At 37.0% G+C, this 17415-nt stretch carries 19 protein-coding genes; 14 read left to right on the top strand and 5 right to left on the bottom strand.

All coding sequences use genetic code 11. From position 1 onward, the window contains the following. Nucleotides 1–333 precede the first annotated feature (333 nt). Together BLS24_RS12855 and BLS24_RS12850 are read left to right on the top strand one after the other, a co-directional pair. Nucleotides 334–756, top strand: a complete 423-nt coding sequence (locus tag BLS24_RS12855) for a GTP-binding protein (RefSeq protein ID WP_091759882.1) — start codon at nt 334–336, stop codon at nt 754–756. Between the two features lie 88 nt (nt 757–844). Beyond that, nucleotides 845–2245, top strand: coding sequence for a diguanylate cyclase domain-containing protein (locus BLS24_RS12850; protein ID WP_091759879.1), 1401 nt, complete (start codon nt 845–847; stop codon nt 2243–2245). On the opposite strand, the gene BLS24_RS12845 is transcribed toward BLS24_RS12850, so the two are convergent. Continuing rightward, nucleotides 2242–3597: an MATE family efflux transporter gene (locus BLS24_RS12845; RefSeq protein ID WP_091759877.1), complete on the bottom strand. Its 1356-nt coding sequence runs from the start codon at nt 3595–3597 to the stop codon at nt 2242–2244. The genes BLS24_RS12850 and BLS24_RS12845 overlap by 4 nt on opposite strands. A 107-nt stretch (nt 3598–3704) precedes the next feature. Continuing rightward, on the bottom strand, nt 3705–4688 hold the full coding sequence (pta, locus tag BLS24_RS12840; protein ID WP_091759874.1) for a phosphate acetyltransferase: 984 nt from the start codon (nt 4686–4688) through the stop codon (nt 3705–3707). Nucleotides 4689–4901: 213 nt separating this feature from the next. Between pta and BLS24_RS12835 the strand changes: the two genes are divergently transcribed. Next, nucleotides 4902–5138, top strand: coding sequence for a hypothetical protein (locus BLS24_RS12835; RefSeq protein ID WP_091759871.1), 237 nt, complete (start codon nt 4902–4904; stop codon nt 5136–5138). A gap of 47 nt (nt 5139–5185) precedes the next feature. On the opposite strand, the gene BLS24_RS12830 is transcribed toward BLS24_RS12835, so the two are convergent. Continuing rightward, nucleotides 5186–5824 (bottom strand): type I phosphoribosyltransferase, encoded by a 639-nt coding sequence (locus BLS24_RS12830; protein WP_091759868.1) that lies wholly within the window; start codon nt 5822–5824, stop codon nt 5186–5188. Between the two features lie 151 nt (nt 5825–5975). Here BLS24_RS12830 and BLS24_RS12825 point away from each other — a divergent pair, with 151 nt between their 5' ends. From BLS24_RS12825 to BLS24_RS12810, 4 genes are all read left to right on the top strand, one after another. Beyond that, a complete protein-coding gene (locus BLS24_RS12825) occupies nt 5976–6581 on the top strand; it encodes a GNAT family protein (RefSeq protein ID WP_091759864.1) in 606 nt (201 codons plus the stop codon). A 244-nt stretch (nt 6582–6825) separates the two neighbouring features. Continuing rightward, nucleotides 6826–8025 carry a hypothetical protein gene (locus BLS24_RS12820; RefSeq protein ID WP_091759861.1) on the top strand — a complete coding sequence of 400 codons (1200 nt, stop codon included), beginning with the start codon at nt 6826–6828 and terminating at the stop codon, nt 8023–8025. A 12-nt stretch (nt 8026–8037) separates the two neighbouring features. After that, on the top strand, nt 8038–8334 hold the full coding sequence (locus tag BLS24_RS12815) for an STAS domain-containing protein (RefSeq protein ID WP_091759858.1): 297 nt from the start codon (nt 8038–8040) through the stop codon (nt 8332–8334). A gap of 77 nt (nt 8335–8411) precedes the next feature. Beyond that, nucleotides 8412–8774 (top strand): DUF1622 domain-containing protein, encoded by a 363-nt coding sequence (locus tag BLS24_RS12810; RefSeq protein WP_442857228.1) that lies wholly within the window; start codon nt 8412–8414, stop codon nt 8772–8774. Here BLS24_RS12810 and BLS24_RS12805 read toward each other — a convergent pair. Together BLS24_RS12805 and BLS24_RS12800 are read right to left on the bottom strand one after the other, a co-directional pair. Further along, nucleotides 8729–9565, bottom strand: a complete 837-nt coding sequence (locus BLS24_RS12805; protein WP_091759852.1) for a DegV family protein — start codon at nt 9563–9565, stop codon at nt 8729–8731. The two genes, BLS24_RS12810 and BLS24_RS12805, sit on opposite strands and share 46 nt — an antisense overlap. A gap of 97 nt (nt 9566–9662) precedes the next feature. Then, entirely contained in the window at nt 9663–10334 is a 672-nt protein-coding gene (locus BLS24_RS12800) for a hypothetical protein (protein ID WP_091759850.1), read from the bottom strand. A gap of 228 nt (nt 10335–10562) precedes the next feature. On the opposite strand from BLS24_RS12800, the gene BLS24_RS12795 reads away from it, so the two are divergent. From BLS24_RS12795 to BLS24_RS12765, 7 genes are all read left to right on the top strand, one after another. Continuing rightward, nucleotides 10563–10847: an HU family DNA-binding protein gene (locus tag BLS24_RS12795; protein WP_071174794.1), complete on the top strand. Its 285-nt coding sequence runs from the start codon at nt 10563–10565 to the stop codon at nt 10845–10847. 69 nt (nt 10848–10916) lie between these two features. After that, nucleotides 10917–11096 carry a hypothetical protein gene (locus BLS24_RS12790; protein WP_071174793.1) on the top strand — a complete coding sequence of 60 codons (180 nt, stop codon included), beginning with the start codon at nt 10917–10919 and terminating at the stop codon, nt 11094–11096. 129 nt (nt 11097–11225) lie between these two features. After that, on the top strand, nt 11226–11957 hold the full coding sequence (locus BLS24_RS12785; RefSeq protein ID WP_091759848.1) for a lysophospholipid acyltransferase family protein: 732 nt from the start codon (nt 11226–11228) through the stop codon (nt 11955–11957). Nucleotides 11958–11959: 2 nt separating this feature from the next. Then, entirely contained in the window at nt 11960–13471 is a 1512-nt protein-coding gene (locus tag BLS24_RS12780) for a 2-oxo acid dehydrogenase subunit E2 (RefSeq protein ID WP_091759845.1), read from the top strand. A 70-nt stretch (nt 13472–13541) separates the two neighbouring features. Further along, nucleotides 13542–15563, top strand: a complete 2022-nt coding sequence (locus tag BLS24_RS12775) for a beta-galactosidase (RefSeq protein WP_091759843.1) — start codon at nt 13542–13544, stop codon at nt 15561–15563. Between the two features lie 109 nt (nt 15564–15672). After that, nucleotides 15673–16752 carry a hypothetical protein gene (locus tag BLS24_RS12770; protein WP_091759840.1) on the top strand — a complete coding sequence of 360 codons (1080 nt, stop codon included), beginning with the start codon at nt 15673–15675 and terminating at the stop codon, nt 16750–16752. A gap of 2 nt (nt 16753–16754) precedes the next feature. After that, a complete protein-coding gene (locus BLS24_RS12765; RefSeq protein ID WP_091759836.1) occupies nt 16755–17357 on the top strand; it encodes a TetR/AcrR family transcriptional regulator in 603 nt (200 codons plus the stop codon). The last annotated feature ends 58 nt before the right edge of the window (nt 17358–17415 follow it).

The following is a 17415-nucleotide window of genomic DNA, read 5'->3' as shown; positions in this document are numbered from 1 at the left end:
GAATCGTTCCCGTAGATGGTTCTGAGGAATTCTAGATACTTTAGGATTTCTTTGTAATCAGCTGGTGTACGCCTTGTGTGAGATGCTTTCTCCGTTTCGATTAAATAATCACAAAGAGTAAAACTGTCTTTGTGTACATCCATTCCTACGTAAACTGTGATATTATTCATTTAGTGACCTCCCTTTGTATGCGGTAATTCCCGTTACTATTGACTTGACATCTTTAGTATATAGGTAAATCCACGATGCTACAAAGAGGAGGTCATTACATATTGTCTAGTAAGTGTTGATGATTCAGATATAGAGTATACAAAGGAGCGAATAAAAGCTCTAATGGAAGAATTTAAGTGCTCAAGAGATATTAAAGAGGATGACTTTATTGCTGTGCCAATGGGACACCTTGATAAAACAGTGTTTGATAGAATTGTTAAATCTGGATATAATAAAGCTAGTTATCCTAAAGAGGCAATAAGTGATAAGGATGGCTTTCAAACCATTTTTTATTTTGATTACAGTAGCGATGAGAAAAAGCTTCAAGAAAATGTGAAGAGAGCTTTTGAGGATATACAGTGTGGAAAAATACACAGAATAAAAGGATTTGTACAGACAGGAGTTGATACTAAGGTAGAGATCAATGCAACAAGGCAAGAATTATCTGTTAAGGCTGTAGAATCCGATAAAGCAGTATTGATAGTCATAGGAGAACAATTGAATAGGGATTCTATAAAAAAATATTTCGGTGAACCATCATTGTAGTGGAAAATACCACTTGATTTAGTGTATAATTTATGGTAGACGGGTTGTTTCTTGACATTATTTTGATAAGCGTGTATAGGAGAAAGATATGCCAGAACAGACCAATACCGGAAAAATAGAATATTCTTCTACTAAGGAATTTAGTGATAGTGATATATTGTCTATGCTAAAAGACCTACCGGATGCATGTTGTATTTTTAAGGTCTTAACTGATCCTTTTGGAACGGTTAAGGATATGCTATTTCTTTTTGCAAATGAGAAATATGCGCAATTAGTTGGTAAGCCAACCTCTGAGCTGATCGGAAGCACATATTTTACATCTGTATCTAATAGAGATGAAGATTGGATCAAGTATAGTTATCAAGCGGCTATGCTAAGACAGTCATCTATCATGCGCACATACAATACATATTATGATAAATGGTTTGAGTTTTGGGCTGTTCCAGTTTATCAAAAGGGATTCTGTGCATTTATTATCCATGACGTAACGGCAACTAAACATACTGAAGACGATATTGTTCTTACTAATAATACAAATAATCTTGTTATTGATTGTGCAAAAGCATTGTCTTCTGCAGAATTTGGCAAGGGCCTTAGACGAGTCTTGAAAGTTGCGGGGGAGGCTATAGAGGCAGATAGAGTGTTTGCTATAGAGGCCGATGAGGGCAGTGTAGTAGGTTTTCATGAGTGGATAAACGGAGCTAGCGCGGCCAAATTACCAACAAAAGAAGATATAGAAGAACATGATTTTATAAGTTTGTGGGATAAACAGCTTAAGGATAAAGACTTGGTTGTTGTTAACGATACAATGACTTTACGAGATTATAATGAGGCACTATATAACGATGTATTGGCGGGAAATATACAGCGTTATATTGTTGCTGTTTTAAGAGATAATGAAAAGATAATAGGTTACTTAATAGCAGATAATTACGCAAATGATCTTTCTATTAACGTATCAAGCGTTATTGAATCTGTTGCGATATTTATCTCATATGAAATGAGAAATAGAACGCTTACTTCAGAGATGACTTATCTTGGTAGTCATGATGCATTAACTGGACTAGGAAATAGATATGCTCTTAATCAGACTCTAAAGCTCCTTACAGAGATGTCTGTTACTGTTGGTGTATGTTATTTAGATGTAAATGGTCTTAAAGTTATCAATAAGGAAAAGGGACATGAGGCTGGTGATGCGCATATTAAGGCTGTGGCTGAGAAATTCGCGCAGGTTTTTAAAAAGAAATACTGTTACAGAATAGGTGGAGATGAGTTTATTGCTGTTATTCCGGAGATAATGGAAGATAAATTTGCGGAACTGATCGAAAAATACAGAAAAAAATGTAGCAATATTGAGGCATCTATAGGTTCCTGTTGGATAGCAAATTCACAGGAGATTAATCGTGCCGTTAAAGAAGCTGATGAAGCCATGAGGGAAGATAAGGCCAGGTACTACGTGGAGCATGAGAGAAGAAAGGGAATGAATTAAGAGTAGGCAGCGTCTACTCTCTTTTCCCAATTACTCTTTTTGAAATATATCAGCATGATAATACTGCAAACAAGCCATCCTGCAGGATAGGCTAAAGAAATAGGATATATTGACACTGTTAAATGCGATGCGATAAAAAGGTATATTTGCCTGAAGACAACAAATGATGAAAGCATAATATACATAGGAGCTTTGGCGTCACCAACACCTCTAAGCACGCCAGCGTGAGTCTGGTTACTGCAACACAGGATATCAAAAAAACAGTTCATTCTGATAAATAGCGTGCCATATTTGATAACCTCTGGATCGCCGTTGAATAATGAGACCATTTTTGGAGCAGCAAGGAACTCGGGAATTACCAGTGCTATAGTACATATAGCAGCAAGAAAAAGGGCTTCTTTGATGCCTTTTTTTATACGTTCTACGTTACCTGCACCAGCGTTTTGTCCAACAAAAGTAGTAGCTGTTAATGCAATACTCTGCATTGGGAGCATTACAAATGCATCGATTCTGCCATAAGCTCCCCATCCGGCGGTGCTAGACTCTCCAAATCTGTTGATATATCCCTGAACAAATAAATTTGAAAATGAGATTACTGCCATCTGTATTCCGGCAGGCATACCAATTTTTATGATCTGTCTAAGAATAGGTTTGTCTACGGTGAGCTCTTTTAACCTGATACTATAACAGTCATTGGTTCTAAATAGTACCAATAAAGTAAGAAATGCAGAAACAAATTGAGAGATTATAGTAGCATATGCTGCACCTGCAACGCCTTGATGAAGTGTAACGACAAAAAGAATATCCAAAACAATGTTAAGTACAGAGGTAATGATCAAAAAGATAAGCGGCCTTATGGAATCGCCAACTGCTCTAAGGATAGCTGATCCTATGTTGTACATCATAAGTCCGATAATTCCTAGGAAATAAATTCTAAGGTATGTAGTAGCAAGGGGCATAACTGATTCTGGAGTTGACATAAAGACTAAGAGTGGTGGAGTGACAAAGTATCCAAAAGCCATCAGCAATATGCCAAGTAAGAAAGTGCATACAATGGCTGTATGAACAGCTTTTCTAAGATCAGAAATAGTTTTTGCACCGAAGAAGTGAGATACAACAACACTTGCACCGGTGGAAAAGCCCATAAAAAAACCTACTAAAGTATTGATTGCAGGAGCTACGCTGGTAACTGCGCCAAGACCGTTTGGTCCTACAACTTGACCAACCACGATACTGTCTATGGTGTTATAGAGTTGCTGAAAAATATTGCCGGCAAGCAAGGGAATGGCAAAAAGAATCATCTCTTTGCGGATTGAGCCTTGTGTCATATCCATAGTAGAAATGCGTGACATACGTAACCTGACTTTCTTTGAAAAATAAGACTATCGTATAATTATATACGATAGCCTTAAAAATTCAATGATATATAACATAAATATCGGATATATATTATATTACATTACGCAAGAGAAGCAGTAATGATTGACATAGAATATACTTCGATTGCGTTGCATCCACGAGAAAGATCGTTGATTGGAGCATTAAGGCCAAGAAGAATAGGACCATATGCTTCGAAGTTGCCCATACGTTGAGCAATCTTATAACCGAGGTTACCAGCATTGATATCTGGGAAAATAAATGTGTTAGCGTGACCTGCTACAGGTGAACCAGGGGCCTTCTGCTTTGCAACTCTTGGAGATACAGCAGCATCAAACTGAAGTTCTCCATCGATAGGAATCTCTGGATATTTCTCCTGAGCTTTTTTTGTTGCATTCTGCATCTTAGTAACTGTGTCGTCTTTTGCTGATCCCTTAGTAGAGAATGAAAGGAAAGCAACCTTTGGATCAACACCAAATCTCTGAGCACAGTTTACAGTCTCACCACAGATCTCAACAAGCTCGTCTTCATTAGGGTTGATGTTGATTCCGCAATCAGCCATAGCGATAACTTCGTTCTCACCAGTTGCTGAAGGACGTACAAGAATGAAACATGAAGAAACGATTGTGTTCTCAGGTTTTGTTTTGATAATCTGAAGTGCTGGGCGAACAGTATCAGCTGTTGAGTATGTTGCTCCGCCAAGAAGACAGTCACCAAGTCCCATCTTTACTAACATTGTTCCAAAGTAGTTTGTCTGCTTAAGAATAGGAATAGCCTTTTCTGGTGTCATTCCTTTGCTCTTTCTAAGCTCACAGAACTGCTCAACCATTTCATCAAATTTGTCGAAGTTCTCAGGGTCGATGATCTGAGCACCTCTGATATTGTAACCAGCATCTTCTGCTGACTTGTTGATCTCATCAGGATTTCCTAAAAGAATAGGCTTTAAGAAGTTACCTGCAAGAAGTCTTGAAGCAGCTTCTAAAATTCTTGGATCAGAACCCTCAGGGAATACGATTGTCTTAGGGCTTGCCTTTAATTTCTGTATCATATCACCAAATCCGTACATTGTTTTTCCTCCTTGTATGTATCAGATATATTTTTTTAGCCGATTGCGATTATAATCCTTATAATTTCAAAAAAACTTGATTTGACTCAAATTTCGAGCAAAAAGTCACAAAAAAGATTGATTATTTTTTAACTTACTTATGTATATTTCCTTTTGTGTATGTATTTACATATATGTATGATATAATTCATATGATTTTTGGAGGTTGATATAATGAACATGAATCCTATGCTTTTAATGCAGCTTCAGCAGAGATTTAGCCTTTTTTCACAGGATCATCCCAAGGTATTGCCCTTTTTTAGAGCTGTTGGGAGCAACGCTATGCAGGAGGGAACGATAATAGATATTAAAGTTACAACTCCTGATGGAAAGACCCTTGAATCAAATATAAAGCTTACTGCAAATGATATAGAAACTGCAAAAATGATGATGAACATTAACAATCAATAAAAAGAAGCTCTTTAGTGATAAAGAGCTTCTTTTCTTATTTAGTTCGATCAAATAGTGGAGTAACCGAATCCATTACATATAGCGTCTACAGGAATACCGGATTTACAAAGGTTGCAAGAGTCCTGCGAATAGCTGGCGTAATCGGGGAGGTCTCTAGTTGTGAAAAGTGCTCTTATTGGTATGTTTTCAATCTGAGTTGCTACTGAGAAAACAGCAGCAATGCCAACAATGTCGCCCATATAGAATCTAACTGAGTCTAATGCGCTCTTTAATGTTCCACCAGTTGTGGCGGAGTCAATGAGGATCAGCACTTTCTTTTCTTTTATCATATGTTTGTTATTGTCTCTGAACATTATCTGGTCATTGACATTATATTCAGGGCTTGTTATGTACATTGTCTTGTGCGAGTTCATAGACAGGATACCTGCCTCAGTAAGCTTGTTTGCCATGTATGAACCAACTACTTCCATTCCATTAAGACAAAGGATAGTATCGATGATATCTGAAGCCAAAAACAGTTCAGCAAGGGATTCACCCGCTGCTCTTGCCTCTTTCATTCTGGCTTTTGTGTCGCAAAAATCGATGTAGTAATTAACATGAGAATGAGGGGTTATGAAATGGCCAGGTGTATAACGCATGATTACATCTTTATTTCTTGGATATTCCATTTTTACATAGTTCTGCATATAATACCTCCCTCTTCAGAAAATGGTTTTTATAATAAAATAATATCATTTAATTATCAAAATTCCAAATATTCATTATACCGTTTTTCATTGCTTTAACATCATGAATTTGCTATGATTCTTTTGTAAACACTATAAGAAAGAGGTCAATATGGATACAAAAACAATAATTGAAGCGGTTGGTTATGTTGGATCCGCTTTAGTACTGGTTTCATTTTTGATGGCATCAGTAGTCAAACTTCGAATAGTTAATTCGGTAGGAAGTGTGATATTTACTATCTACGCTTTTATAATCCATTCATATCCTACAGCGATCATGAATTTATGTCTTGTAATGATAAATATTTATTACTTGGTTAAAATGAGTAACACCAATGTAGAATATGATTTTGTAAAGCTTAATAAGGAAGATAGTCTCCTTAAGTACACAATAGATTGCTATAGGGATGATATAGTAAAGTGTTTTCCAGGAATAAACATGGATTTTTCAGAGGCAAATGTTGGATATGCAGTATGCCATAAGGGAACACCGACAGGTATTTTACTTGGATCAGTAAATGATGGCGTTTTAGAAATCATGCTTGATTATTCAACCCCTGAATACAGAGATTTCTCTATTGGTAAGTATCTAATGTCAAAACTTCCCGAAGAGGGCGTTAAGTCATTGGTATATAGAGGATCAGATGCAAATCATAAAGCATACTTATCCAAGATTGGTTTTGTACAAAAAGGTGGTTACTACGAAAAAGTCTTATAATCACAAATTTTTTTTAGGTTCATTTAAGGTTAGTAAGGTAGAATTTGATCATCAAGAGAAAGTGATCTCTTGAACCCCACATATATACTTTTCATAACACAACAGAAGGGCTTCTGCACCAGCAGGAAGCCCTTCCTCCCATTAATGGGAAAAACAGTTTCTAGAAAATTAACATTTTTCTAAATACAAACAAACACAATAAAGTATATAATTAGATTAAATAACTGATGAGGGGGACATTTAGATGAAATCTGAACATGTAAAGATTGGTAAGGTTGAAAAAGACATAGCCAGAATATATCAGCTATTTGATGATTTTGTGTTTGATATCAGACTTGATAAGAAAAATGAGCTTCATTTAAGACTGCTTACAGAAGAGGTACTAAGGCTGGCAAAGCAGATAGTCGGAGATAATACTGTAGATTTTTGGTTTGAAGGAGACTCCAGAATTGCTTATATATGCCTGGCATCGACCAATAGTATAGATGAAAATAAAAGGCAGGAGCTTCTTTCAGTTTCATCTTCCGGAGAAAACAGCATGGAGCAAGGATTTTTTGCTAAACTAGCTTCAATGTTTGTAATAGAGCCACCAGCTGAAAAGAAATGGTCATTAAAGGAATATCAGGCTGAGCTTCTAAAAAAGAGAGAAGAAGACAAGTATTCTCAGGAAGCGTGGGATGATCTGGAGAGGTCACTTGTTGCAAATCTAGCTGATGATATAGAGGTTGGATTTGATAAAGATATCATTAAGATGATAGTAACTAAAGATTTTTCAGAGGCTCTTTCTACTGTTAATTCAAGAGTTCCGTCTATTACAAGCAGACAGATCATAGTAGACAGTGATCGGATCAAAGATTCTAATGCTATAGGTAGAGCTGATAGTGCGATAGAAGAATTGGGTCTTAGCAAAAAAGATAGCTTCCACCTTAACCTTCTTTTCGAAGAGACGTTAGGAATGCTAAAGGAGATGACAGGGGAATACAGCGCAGTTATATGGTTTGAGAAATATAAAGACCAGTGTTGCATTAGACTGACAGCCAAGACAGACATGGATATGAACAAGAAAAAGAACTTGCTTGATATGTCCTCTGATGGTACAAATTCTCTAGTAAAAGGATTTATGGGCAAGATTCGAGACGTCATAGAAAATGGCGTTTTAGGGTATAATAATGTTATGAAATTACAACAAGAATATGGCGGCGGTTACGTTCAATATGGTACAATGGGAATGTATAGTAGCACGGAGGGAATGGCCGATACAGGCATTATGTGGTCATTGTGCGAATATAGAAGTTCCTTGTCAGAAGAAATGGAAAATGCCAGTGTAAAAGAGGCTTGGGATGAACTTGAAAAATCCATTGTAGCTAAATTGGCAAAAGATGTTGTTGTTGGTATTAAGGGTGACAGAGTAGACATGACAATGGTCTATGATATTTTATTATGAGAGGAGCAGACTATGACGATCAACAAAATTGCAAATGGATCAGATTTAACAATTGCGCTGGATGGAAGACTTGACACTACCACAGCACCACAGCTTGATGATGAACTTAAGACGTCATTGTCAGGTGTAAAAAAGCTTGAGATTGATCTTGGAAAGCTTGAATATATTTCATCTGCAGGACTTAGAGTTTTATTATCAGCCCAGAAAGTCATGAATAAGCAGGGTGAAATGGTTGTAAGGAACGTAAGTGAAGAGATAAAAGAGATATTTGAAGTTACAGGATTTGTAGATATTCTTACAATTGAGTAATTACAGATCATTGGAGCAAGTCACGCTTTTGGCTTGCTCTTTTTTAAATGATAAGGAGGGGCTATCGTATGGAAGATATGTATCAGGTAGCAGCGGATATTTTGAGATATATAGTAGAATTTTCCACATTACTTCTCGAGCTATTTGGAATATGCATTCTCGTATATACCGCGGTAAAGAGTTTTATCTTTTGGCTTAAGAAAGATGATTCCATTCGCCTACAGCTTGCTCAGGGTATAGCGCTTGCGCTTGAGTTTAAACTTGGCGGAGAGGTACTGCGAACAGTTGTTGTAAGAGAGTGGGCTGAGCTCGGTATACTCGGAGCTATAATCACGTTAAGAGCGGCTCTTACATTCCTTATCCATTGGGAAATAAAGAATGAAGAGAGTAGAGTTCAGGCAGAAATGAATAACACGCCTAATGTTCCTGGACCACAGTGAGATGAAACTACACTTCCAGCCCTAGTTTCGAGGATTTCGTCGAAGTGATCTAGGCTTTCAAGATAATTCCTGACGGAGTTAACGACCTCTCTGTCGCATCCCGAATGAGTGATAAAAACTCGCTCTTTTCTTGCGGACAGAAGGTCTGCCTCCATGTCTTTTACGTAGTCCATTACATATTTTTTGCTAGATCCACGGTATTTCTTTTCTGGATGCATTGCGCCATGAGAAACAGCGATTCTAGGGTGTAATTTAAGGGCTGTACCAAAAAGAGCTGCAAGACCAGAACAACGGCCACCTCTGTGTAGATAAACGAGGGTGTCGATAACAAAGCTGGCTCTAACTTTGTCTTTTATCTTTTCAATTTCTGACACAATTTCTTTGGCAGAAAGGCCTTTTGCAGCTAATTCAGCTGCATATACGACTAAAAGACCGATTCCGGTTGATAGATTTGCTGAATCTATAATATAAATTTCCTTGTTGCCATTGTGTTCTGCAGCGGCTAGTCTGGCATTGTTGAAGCTGGCAGACATAGAAGATGATATAGTGAATATAATGAATTCATTGTCGTCATCAATGAGCTTTAGGATATCTTCAACGCTAGGAGCTGCTGTTTTAGGTGTTTCACCATGTTCATCTGACCACTTATATAGAATCTCTGGGGCTATATCAATTCCATCCAGATACTCTTTATCTCCAAGTCTTACATATAAAGGAATGATACCTATATTATATTTGCTTAATATTTCTTTTGAAAGATCACATGTGCTGTCTGAAAGTATCTTAACCATTGTATTTTCCCCCGTTTATGAATATGTAAGAATGATAATGCATATCTATTATAAAATAAAAAAGAAGGATAAGAAAATGATCTTATCCTTCTTTTTTTCAAACAGCCTTGAGAAGATTGTTTTTTATACAGATCTTTGCTCCAAGGATTTTTTCAACAGAACCTTCAAATTCTACAGTTATTCTGCCTGTAGCAATGCATTTTACTGTGCCTTGACCATATTTGGCATGTTCGACAGTGGATCCTTCTGGATATATTTCTTTTATTTCATCATCAGTAAGTTCAGGCTCTACAACCTTAGGTGCTACAACAGGTGTTACAGGAGCCTTAGGCTTGTATGAAGCGTTTTCACAAAGATTTTCTAATATCAGATCCAGATTTTCATTTGTAAAAAAGATTATTTCGTGAGGAAGATATTTTTCTGTTTCATTAAGCTGATAAAGCTTGTTTCCATTCTTGATAAAAAGGATGGCTTTGCTACCTACTTCTTCGTAGCCAGAAATGATGTCTTCTATCTCGTCTTTGTCTGTTTCTGTAATTGTGATGGCAAGATTTTCTGATTCAGCCATTCTTTTGATTGAAGAGTAGTCTTTTTCTGTAGCATGAATTTGGTAACGATCATATATAAGAGTATTTACGTTTAGTATTGAGCCATTATTACCAAATTGGCATAGAACGCTAAGATCATCATCACGTTTTATTGAAACCTTTAACCCCTTATCTTTTATGAGCTCGCAGGCTTCTTCGTATGAGTATAATTGATTATCCATGACTTCTTTAATTCCTTTTCTAAAAAATCGCACAGGTATGTATATTACAACACCATACGTATGCTTTCAATATGGAAAAATTGAGCATTTTTTGTTTTTTTTTCAATAAAAGCTAAGAATATTGCTAACTTGGTTGACATCTTACATTTTTTGTAATACGCTTTAAAGGTAATAATCAGTTGTAAAACTGATAAAACGGTTTAATAATCTTTTGAGGAGGTTCATTACATGAACAAAACAGAATTAGTTGAAGCTATCGCAAAGCAGACAGGTCTTACAAAGGCTGCATCAGAGAAGGCAGTTAAGGCATTCACAAATGCTGTAACTAAGGAACTTAAGAAGAAGGGCAAAGTTCAGCTCGTTGGTTTTGGAACATTCGAAACATCTAAGAGAGCAGCTAGAACAGGTAAGAACCCTCAGACTGGCGCTACAATTAAGATTCCTGCAGCTACAGTTCCTAAGTTCAAGGCTGGTAAGGCTCTTAAGGATCTTGTAAACGGCAACAAGAAGTAATTCATGATGATAATGTTTAGGCCAGAGTACGTTGTACTCTGGCCTTTTACAACTTTATGAGAGGTGGTCATGAGATCAGAAACTGAGATTCGCAAAAAACTACAAGATGAAATTGATATTTACCTTACATGTCCAAAATTTTCAGTAGAAGAGCACGCCCATAATATTACTATGCTAGCGTGGGTAGTTGATGTTTCGGACAAAGAACTCAGCGATATGATACGTGATGCAGAAAGTTCCTTTTCATAAATTTACATTTTAGTGGTAAAATACTCTGGCAGCATTGCATTCAGAAGTGAATTGCATGCTGCCTTTAGTTTGGTTATAATAACCTTTGTGCGTTTTTAATTATATCTTTTTTCGAGTGGGGAAACTAATATGAAACATCCAGTGTTTCGACTGATCAAGAAAACTGCATATATTGTTTTTCCAAAATATAAAGTAATTGGAATAGAGAATATTCCAGATGGTCCGGCAGTTATTATTGGGAATCATTCTCAAGCACATGGCCCTGTTTCTGTTGAATTATATTTTCCAGGAGAGCATTATACATGGTGTATAGCTGAAATGATGGAAAAAGATAAAGTGGCAGCCTATGCTTACAAAGATTTTTGGTCAAAGAAACCTGTTATATTTAGACCATTCTTTAAACTGGTGGCGCATCTCATTCCATCGGTTTCAGAAATAGTTTTTACTAACGCAGACACACTTCCAGTATATAAAGATAAGAGGGTTTTCAAGACCTTTCAGTTATCAGTAGAAAAACTTATGCAGAATGCAAAGGTTGTTATTTTCCCTGAGGAATACACGGAATATAACAACATTGTCCATAGATTTCAGAGAGGATTTGTGCATCTTGGCAAGTATTATTATCGCCAAGCGGGACGAGATATCCCGTTTGTACCAATGTATGTTTGTCCTGAAAGAGGCGAATTAATATTTGGTAAACCAATTTATTATGATCATACAAATAAAAGCGAAGAAGAAGCAGAAAGAATTTGTGGATATCTTCAGGATGCAATTTCTGAAATTGCTTATAGCCTTCCAAGGCATAGAGTAGTTCCTTATCCGAACGTATCTAAAAAGAAATATCCATATAATGAAAGATAGTTATGAAGAAACCTGTTGTAGATTACAGAAAATTAAGATTATCAAATATTACAAGTACTGAATATCGCCATTTGCTCCTTTTATTAGGATGGGTAGGATATTTTTTCATGTACTTTGTTACAGAGAGATTTATACCAGAAAGTTCGTGTCACATTGTTCACAGTAAAGTGGATGACATAATACCTTTTAACGAATATTTCGTGCTATTTTATGTATCTTGGTATATATTTATGGCTGGGTCTCTTTTGTATCTGGCATTATACGATGTAAAGAGCTTTGTTAGGGCAGAGAAGCTCATATTAGGGATGCAAATAACGGCTGTTATTATATATATAATGTGGCCTTCAGTTCAGTATTTAAGACCTGATTATTTTGAGAATAATAATTTCTGTACTTGGCTTATGGGGATTATCTATGCAGCAGATACTCCTACTGGAGTTTGTCCTTCACTTCATGTAGGATATACACTTGCTGTATTATCAGCGTGGTTAACGCGCAAGCAGTCAAAGCTCTGGAAGAAGCTTATAATGACCGTATGGGCTTTTATGATCTGCATTTCAGTTTGCTTTGTTAAGCAGCATTCTTTCATAGACGTATTGGCAGCAATTGCGATGTATGCTGCTTTAGAACTCATTATCAATGGGAGGAATATAAAGTTGGGAAATAGAAGATTGGGAGACCGCCGAGACGGAAAGCTGTTACGTGATGTGGATGCTATGCATTACGTAATGCCACTTATGTATCCTAATAGATGTGATAACGAGGCATTCATGACCATGTCTATAGATTTATCAGAGACTGAAAGGTATATTCACGAGCATAATAAGCTTCATCCTGAACATAGAATTTCTATCTTTGATCTTGTTATAGCAGCTACGCTTAAGACCATCAGACTTCGTCCACAGATGAACAGATTTATTGCAAATCAGACCTTATATCAGCGCAATAATGTCACTGCGGCTTTCACAGTGAAAAAGAACTTCAGAGACGATGGAGATGAGACACTTGCAAGGATTGTGGCAGAAGAAGACGATAATCTTGAAAGCATAAGTAAAAAAGTAAGAGACCAGATTACGTTTTGTAAGACACAGGACGACGAATCAACAGATGCCATGAACTTTATCAAGCATCTTCCAGCCAAGCATGTCATAGGAGCTTTCGCAAGATTCCTTGATAAGCATGGATGGATGCCACAGCCAGTAATTGCCACAGATCCATACCAGTGTTCAGTAGTTCTTTCAAATTTAGGCTCACTTGGAATGAACATAGGCTATCACCATCTGATGAACTGGGGTACCAATTCAATCTTTATTATTGTTGGATCCAAGGTCAACAGACCTCATTTTGATGCTGAAGGCAATATTACCATGAAGAGAGAGCTAGACCTTTCCTTCACAATTGATGAGAGAATATCTGACGGTTTCTATTATGGTCGATCACTTAAGCTTTTAAAAAAGCTTGTAGAAAATCCTGCTCTTTTAGAGGCTCCGCTTACAGAAGAAGTGAAATATTAAGATTATACCTAGCAATACACGGTATGTTGTGCAATAATCTCCTTACAGGTTCCTGTAAGGAGGTTTTTTTATGGTCGAGTCTAGCAAAGTACAGAAAATATTGTATGGTGGAGATTATAACCCAGAGCAATGGCCTGAAGAAGTATGGGAAGAGGATATGAGACTCTTCAAAGAGGCGCATATTGATATAGTAACCCTTAATGTATTTAGTTGGGCGCAGCTCCAACCTTCTGAAGAGACTTACGATTTTTCAAAGCTTGATAAGATAATGGAGCTTGTTCATAAAAATGGTCTCAAGGTTTGCATGGCAACCTCTACAGCAGCCCATCCAGCCTGGATGGCTAGAAAATATCCGGATATTTTAAGAACTGAAAAGAATGGAATGAAGCGCAAATTTGGATCACGCCATAATTCATGCCCAAATTCACCTACATATAGAAAATATGCTTCAAAGCTGGTTGAAAAGCTAGCAGAACGTTATAAAGACTATGAAAATATAGTATGCTGGCATATTTCCAATGAGTTCGGGGGAGAATGTTACTGCGAAAATTGCGAGAAGCGTTTTAGGTTATGGGTAAAAGATAAATATAAAACCATAGAAGAAGTGAATCGCGCTTGGAACATGACCTTCTGGGGACATACCCTATATGATTTTGAAGATATTGTTACTCCGGATCTTCGCTCAGAAGAATTCGAGTGGGATGGAATTAGGACTAATTTTCAGGGAATATCTCTAGATTATGCTCGCTTCAATTCAGACAGCCTTCTAGAATGCTTTCTTTTGGAAAAAGAGATACTGAAAAAATACACGCCAGACATTCCTGTTACAACAAACCTCATGGGAATGTATAAACCACTTGATTATCAGAAGTGGGCGAAGCATATGGATTTTGTTTCATGGGATAATTATCCTTCATATGATGCGAAGCCTTTTGAACCAGCACTTTCTCACGATCTGATGAGGGGATGTAAGCAAGGCAAACCATTTGCTCTGATGGAGCAGACTCCAGGTGTGAGTAATTGGCATCTGTACTGCAAATTAAAGCGTCCTGGCGTCATGAGGCTATACAGTTATCAGGCAATGGCCCATGGTGCAGATACAGTGATGTTTTTCCAGATGAGACGAAGCATTGGTGCCTGTGAAAAATATCATAGTGCGGTTATCGATCACGTTGGAACATCAGATACTCGCGTATTTAGAGAAATATCTGCTCTTGGAAAAGAGCTTGAGACAATAGGTTCTAGCACTTTAGGAGCCAGATCAAAAGCTGAGATCGCTATAGTTTTTGATTGGGACAACTGGTGGGCAATAGATTGGTCTGCAGGCCCTTCAAGGCTCATAAATTACTGCGATCATGTAAAAAAATACTATCATGCTCTTTGGAGAAATCATTATCACGTTGACATCATTAGCGTAGATGATGATCTTTCAAAGTATAAGTCAGTGATCGCACCAATGCTATATATGTGTAAAAAAGGCTATGATCAGAAAATTCGCAGCTTCGTAGAAAACGGAGGAACATTTATTACTACCACGTTTAGTGGCTATGTTGATGATAATGATCTTGTAGTAACAGGTGGATATCCCGGAAATCTTAAGGATATTTTAGGAATATGGGTAGAAGAGCTAGATGCACTTCCTCCTGAAGAGAGTAACTTTTTTATGTACAAGGGAAAAGAGTATCCAGCTCAGGTTCTTTGTGATGTTCTCCATTTGAGAACTGCAAGGAAGCTTACTAAGTATGAAAAAGATTTTTACGCCGGAGCGCCAGTCATTACCGTAAATTCTTTTGGATCAGGTAAAGCATATTACTGTGCGACCTTGTCAAATGACGATTTTTATAAGGAATTTTTGGCTGACATATGTACAGAATGCGGAGTGAAGCCATTAGTAAAGTGCGATGAGAATTTGGAGGTCACAGAGCGTGTGAACTTAAATGGAGCTTTCCTATTTGTGCTCAATCACTCTCAGGAAGACAAAGAGCTGGTTTTACCATATGATGCTTGTAATCTGGTAACAGGTGATGAGTATTTTAAGGGAAAAGAGATAAAGATATCCGGAAAAGATGCAATGATACTAATAAAAAAGTGAATATTTCAGTGTTTAGAAAGGCTACCCCATGGGTAGCTTTTTTGTGGTCTTGACAAAGAGAGTTCTCAATGTTTTAATTGAACCACGAGTTCAATTAACGGAGGAGAGTATGAAGTTGAGGTATTTTGTGATTGTCGTTGTGGTTATAATATTGATGGTGCTGTTTTTGTTGGGAAAACGTGTAGATGTGAGAACAAATAAGCATGTAGCGGAGCTTGATGAAGAATTGCAGGAAATTCTTTATCTAGGATCATTGGCACCAAATTCCCACAATATTCAAAGCTGGAAGATAGAGATTTATCCAAGGAAAGGTTATCTAACTATCTGTCCTGATGAATCAAGAAAGCTTAAGGTAGTAGACCCAAAAGACCGCGAATTGTACATTTCTTTAGGCTGCTTTGTGGAGACCTTGATAAAGAGTTTTTCAGCTTATGGTTATGAGACTAAATATGAGATTTGCCAGGATGAAAACTATGTAAGGCTTGAGTATAGTAAGACTTCGGATGTGATAGATAAGGAGCTGATCTCAATTATCACTAAGCGTCACACAGATAAGAGGGCATTTGACAGATCAGCAGGAATTAGCGAAAAAGAATACTCATATATTGATGAAAATAACCGTGGAATCTACTTCTTTTCAGTAGGTGATAATAAATTTGATCTTATAAAAAGTGGAACCCTAGAAGCGTACACGGAACAAGCCTATAACAAAGAGGTTGCGGCGGAGTTGTCTTCATGGCTAAGGCTTTCGGATAAAGAGGCTTTGGATCAAAAGGATGGGCTTCCAGCGGAACAACTAGGCATAAGCGGTATCAAAAAGACGCTTTATTACCTGTCTACAAACCACGAAAGCGCTCAAGGAGAAAGCTTTGCAAAACAAGGAATAACAACTACCAAAAATCAGTTGGATGGTTGTACTGGTTTTGTTATAGTTAACTCAGGTGATTCTGCAAAGGAGCTTATCTTGTGTGGAATGAAGACTGTTGATCTGTGGCTTGATCTAACGAAAGATTCTATTTCTGTACAGCCTATGAGCTGTGCAATAGAGTGCGACAATCACAGAAATGTTCTTGAAAAAGAGCTGGGAATTGCTAATATACAGATGATATTGAGAGTAGGGTATACAGCTGATTATGGAAAAAACGCAGCTATAAGGAGGGATTTGGCCGATTACATATCGGTAAGATAATTATGGCGAGAAGAATAAAAGAAGAACCTTCAGTTCATCGCAAAAGAATTGCAGATGCAGCAGAAAAACTATTCATAACATATGGTATTGAAAAAACCACAGTATCAATGATTGCTGAAAGCGCTGGATATAGCAAGGCTACGATATATGTATATTTTGAAAATAAGGAAGAAATCGTGGCTTATCTTGTTTTGAATAGCATGGCTTTACTCAAAAAGGAAATATATGAACACACTTCAAAAGATTCAAGGCATAAGGAAAACTATTATGGAGTCTGTGAAGGAATCATTAACTACAAGAAGAAATATCCTATGTACTTTTCTCTTTTACAAGATGTAATAAATGTAGATTTTTCTGCTGGTAAGTATTTTGAAAGTGAAAAAGATACTTATATTCAGGGCGAAGAAATCAACAATTATATCTCAGAACTTTTTGCTCTTGGAGACGATGCATTTGTAGTTATATTTACATTTTGGGCTTCAATATGCGGAATCCTATCGATGGCTGATAAGAAAACTGAATATATTGAAAAACAAGCTAAGGTATCTAAGAAAGAATTTGTTCAATTGGAACTTGAACGGCTTTATAGGGGATTTTTTCGATAAGTTTTCGAAAAATTACAATTTTGCGAAAAAGCGATGCAGGATACCATCTTTGGGTATT

The organism is Butyrivibrio sp. INlla18, from assembly GCF_900103635.1.
Lineage (GTDB): Bacteria > Bacillota > Clostridia > Lachnospirales > Lachnospiraceae > Butyrivibrio.
This window is presented reverse-complemented; position numbering and strand designations above follow the sequence as displayed.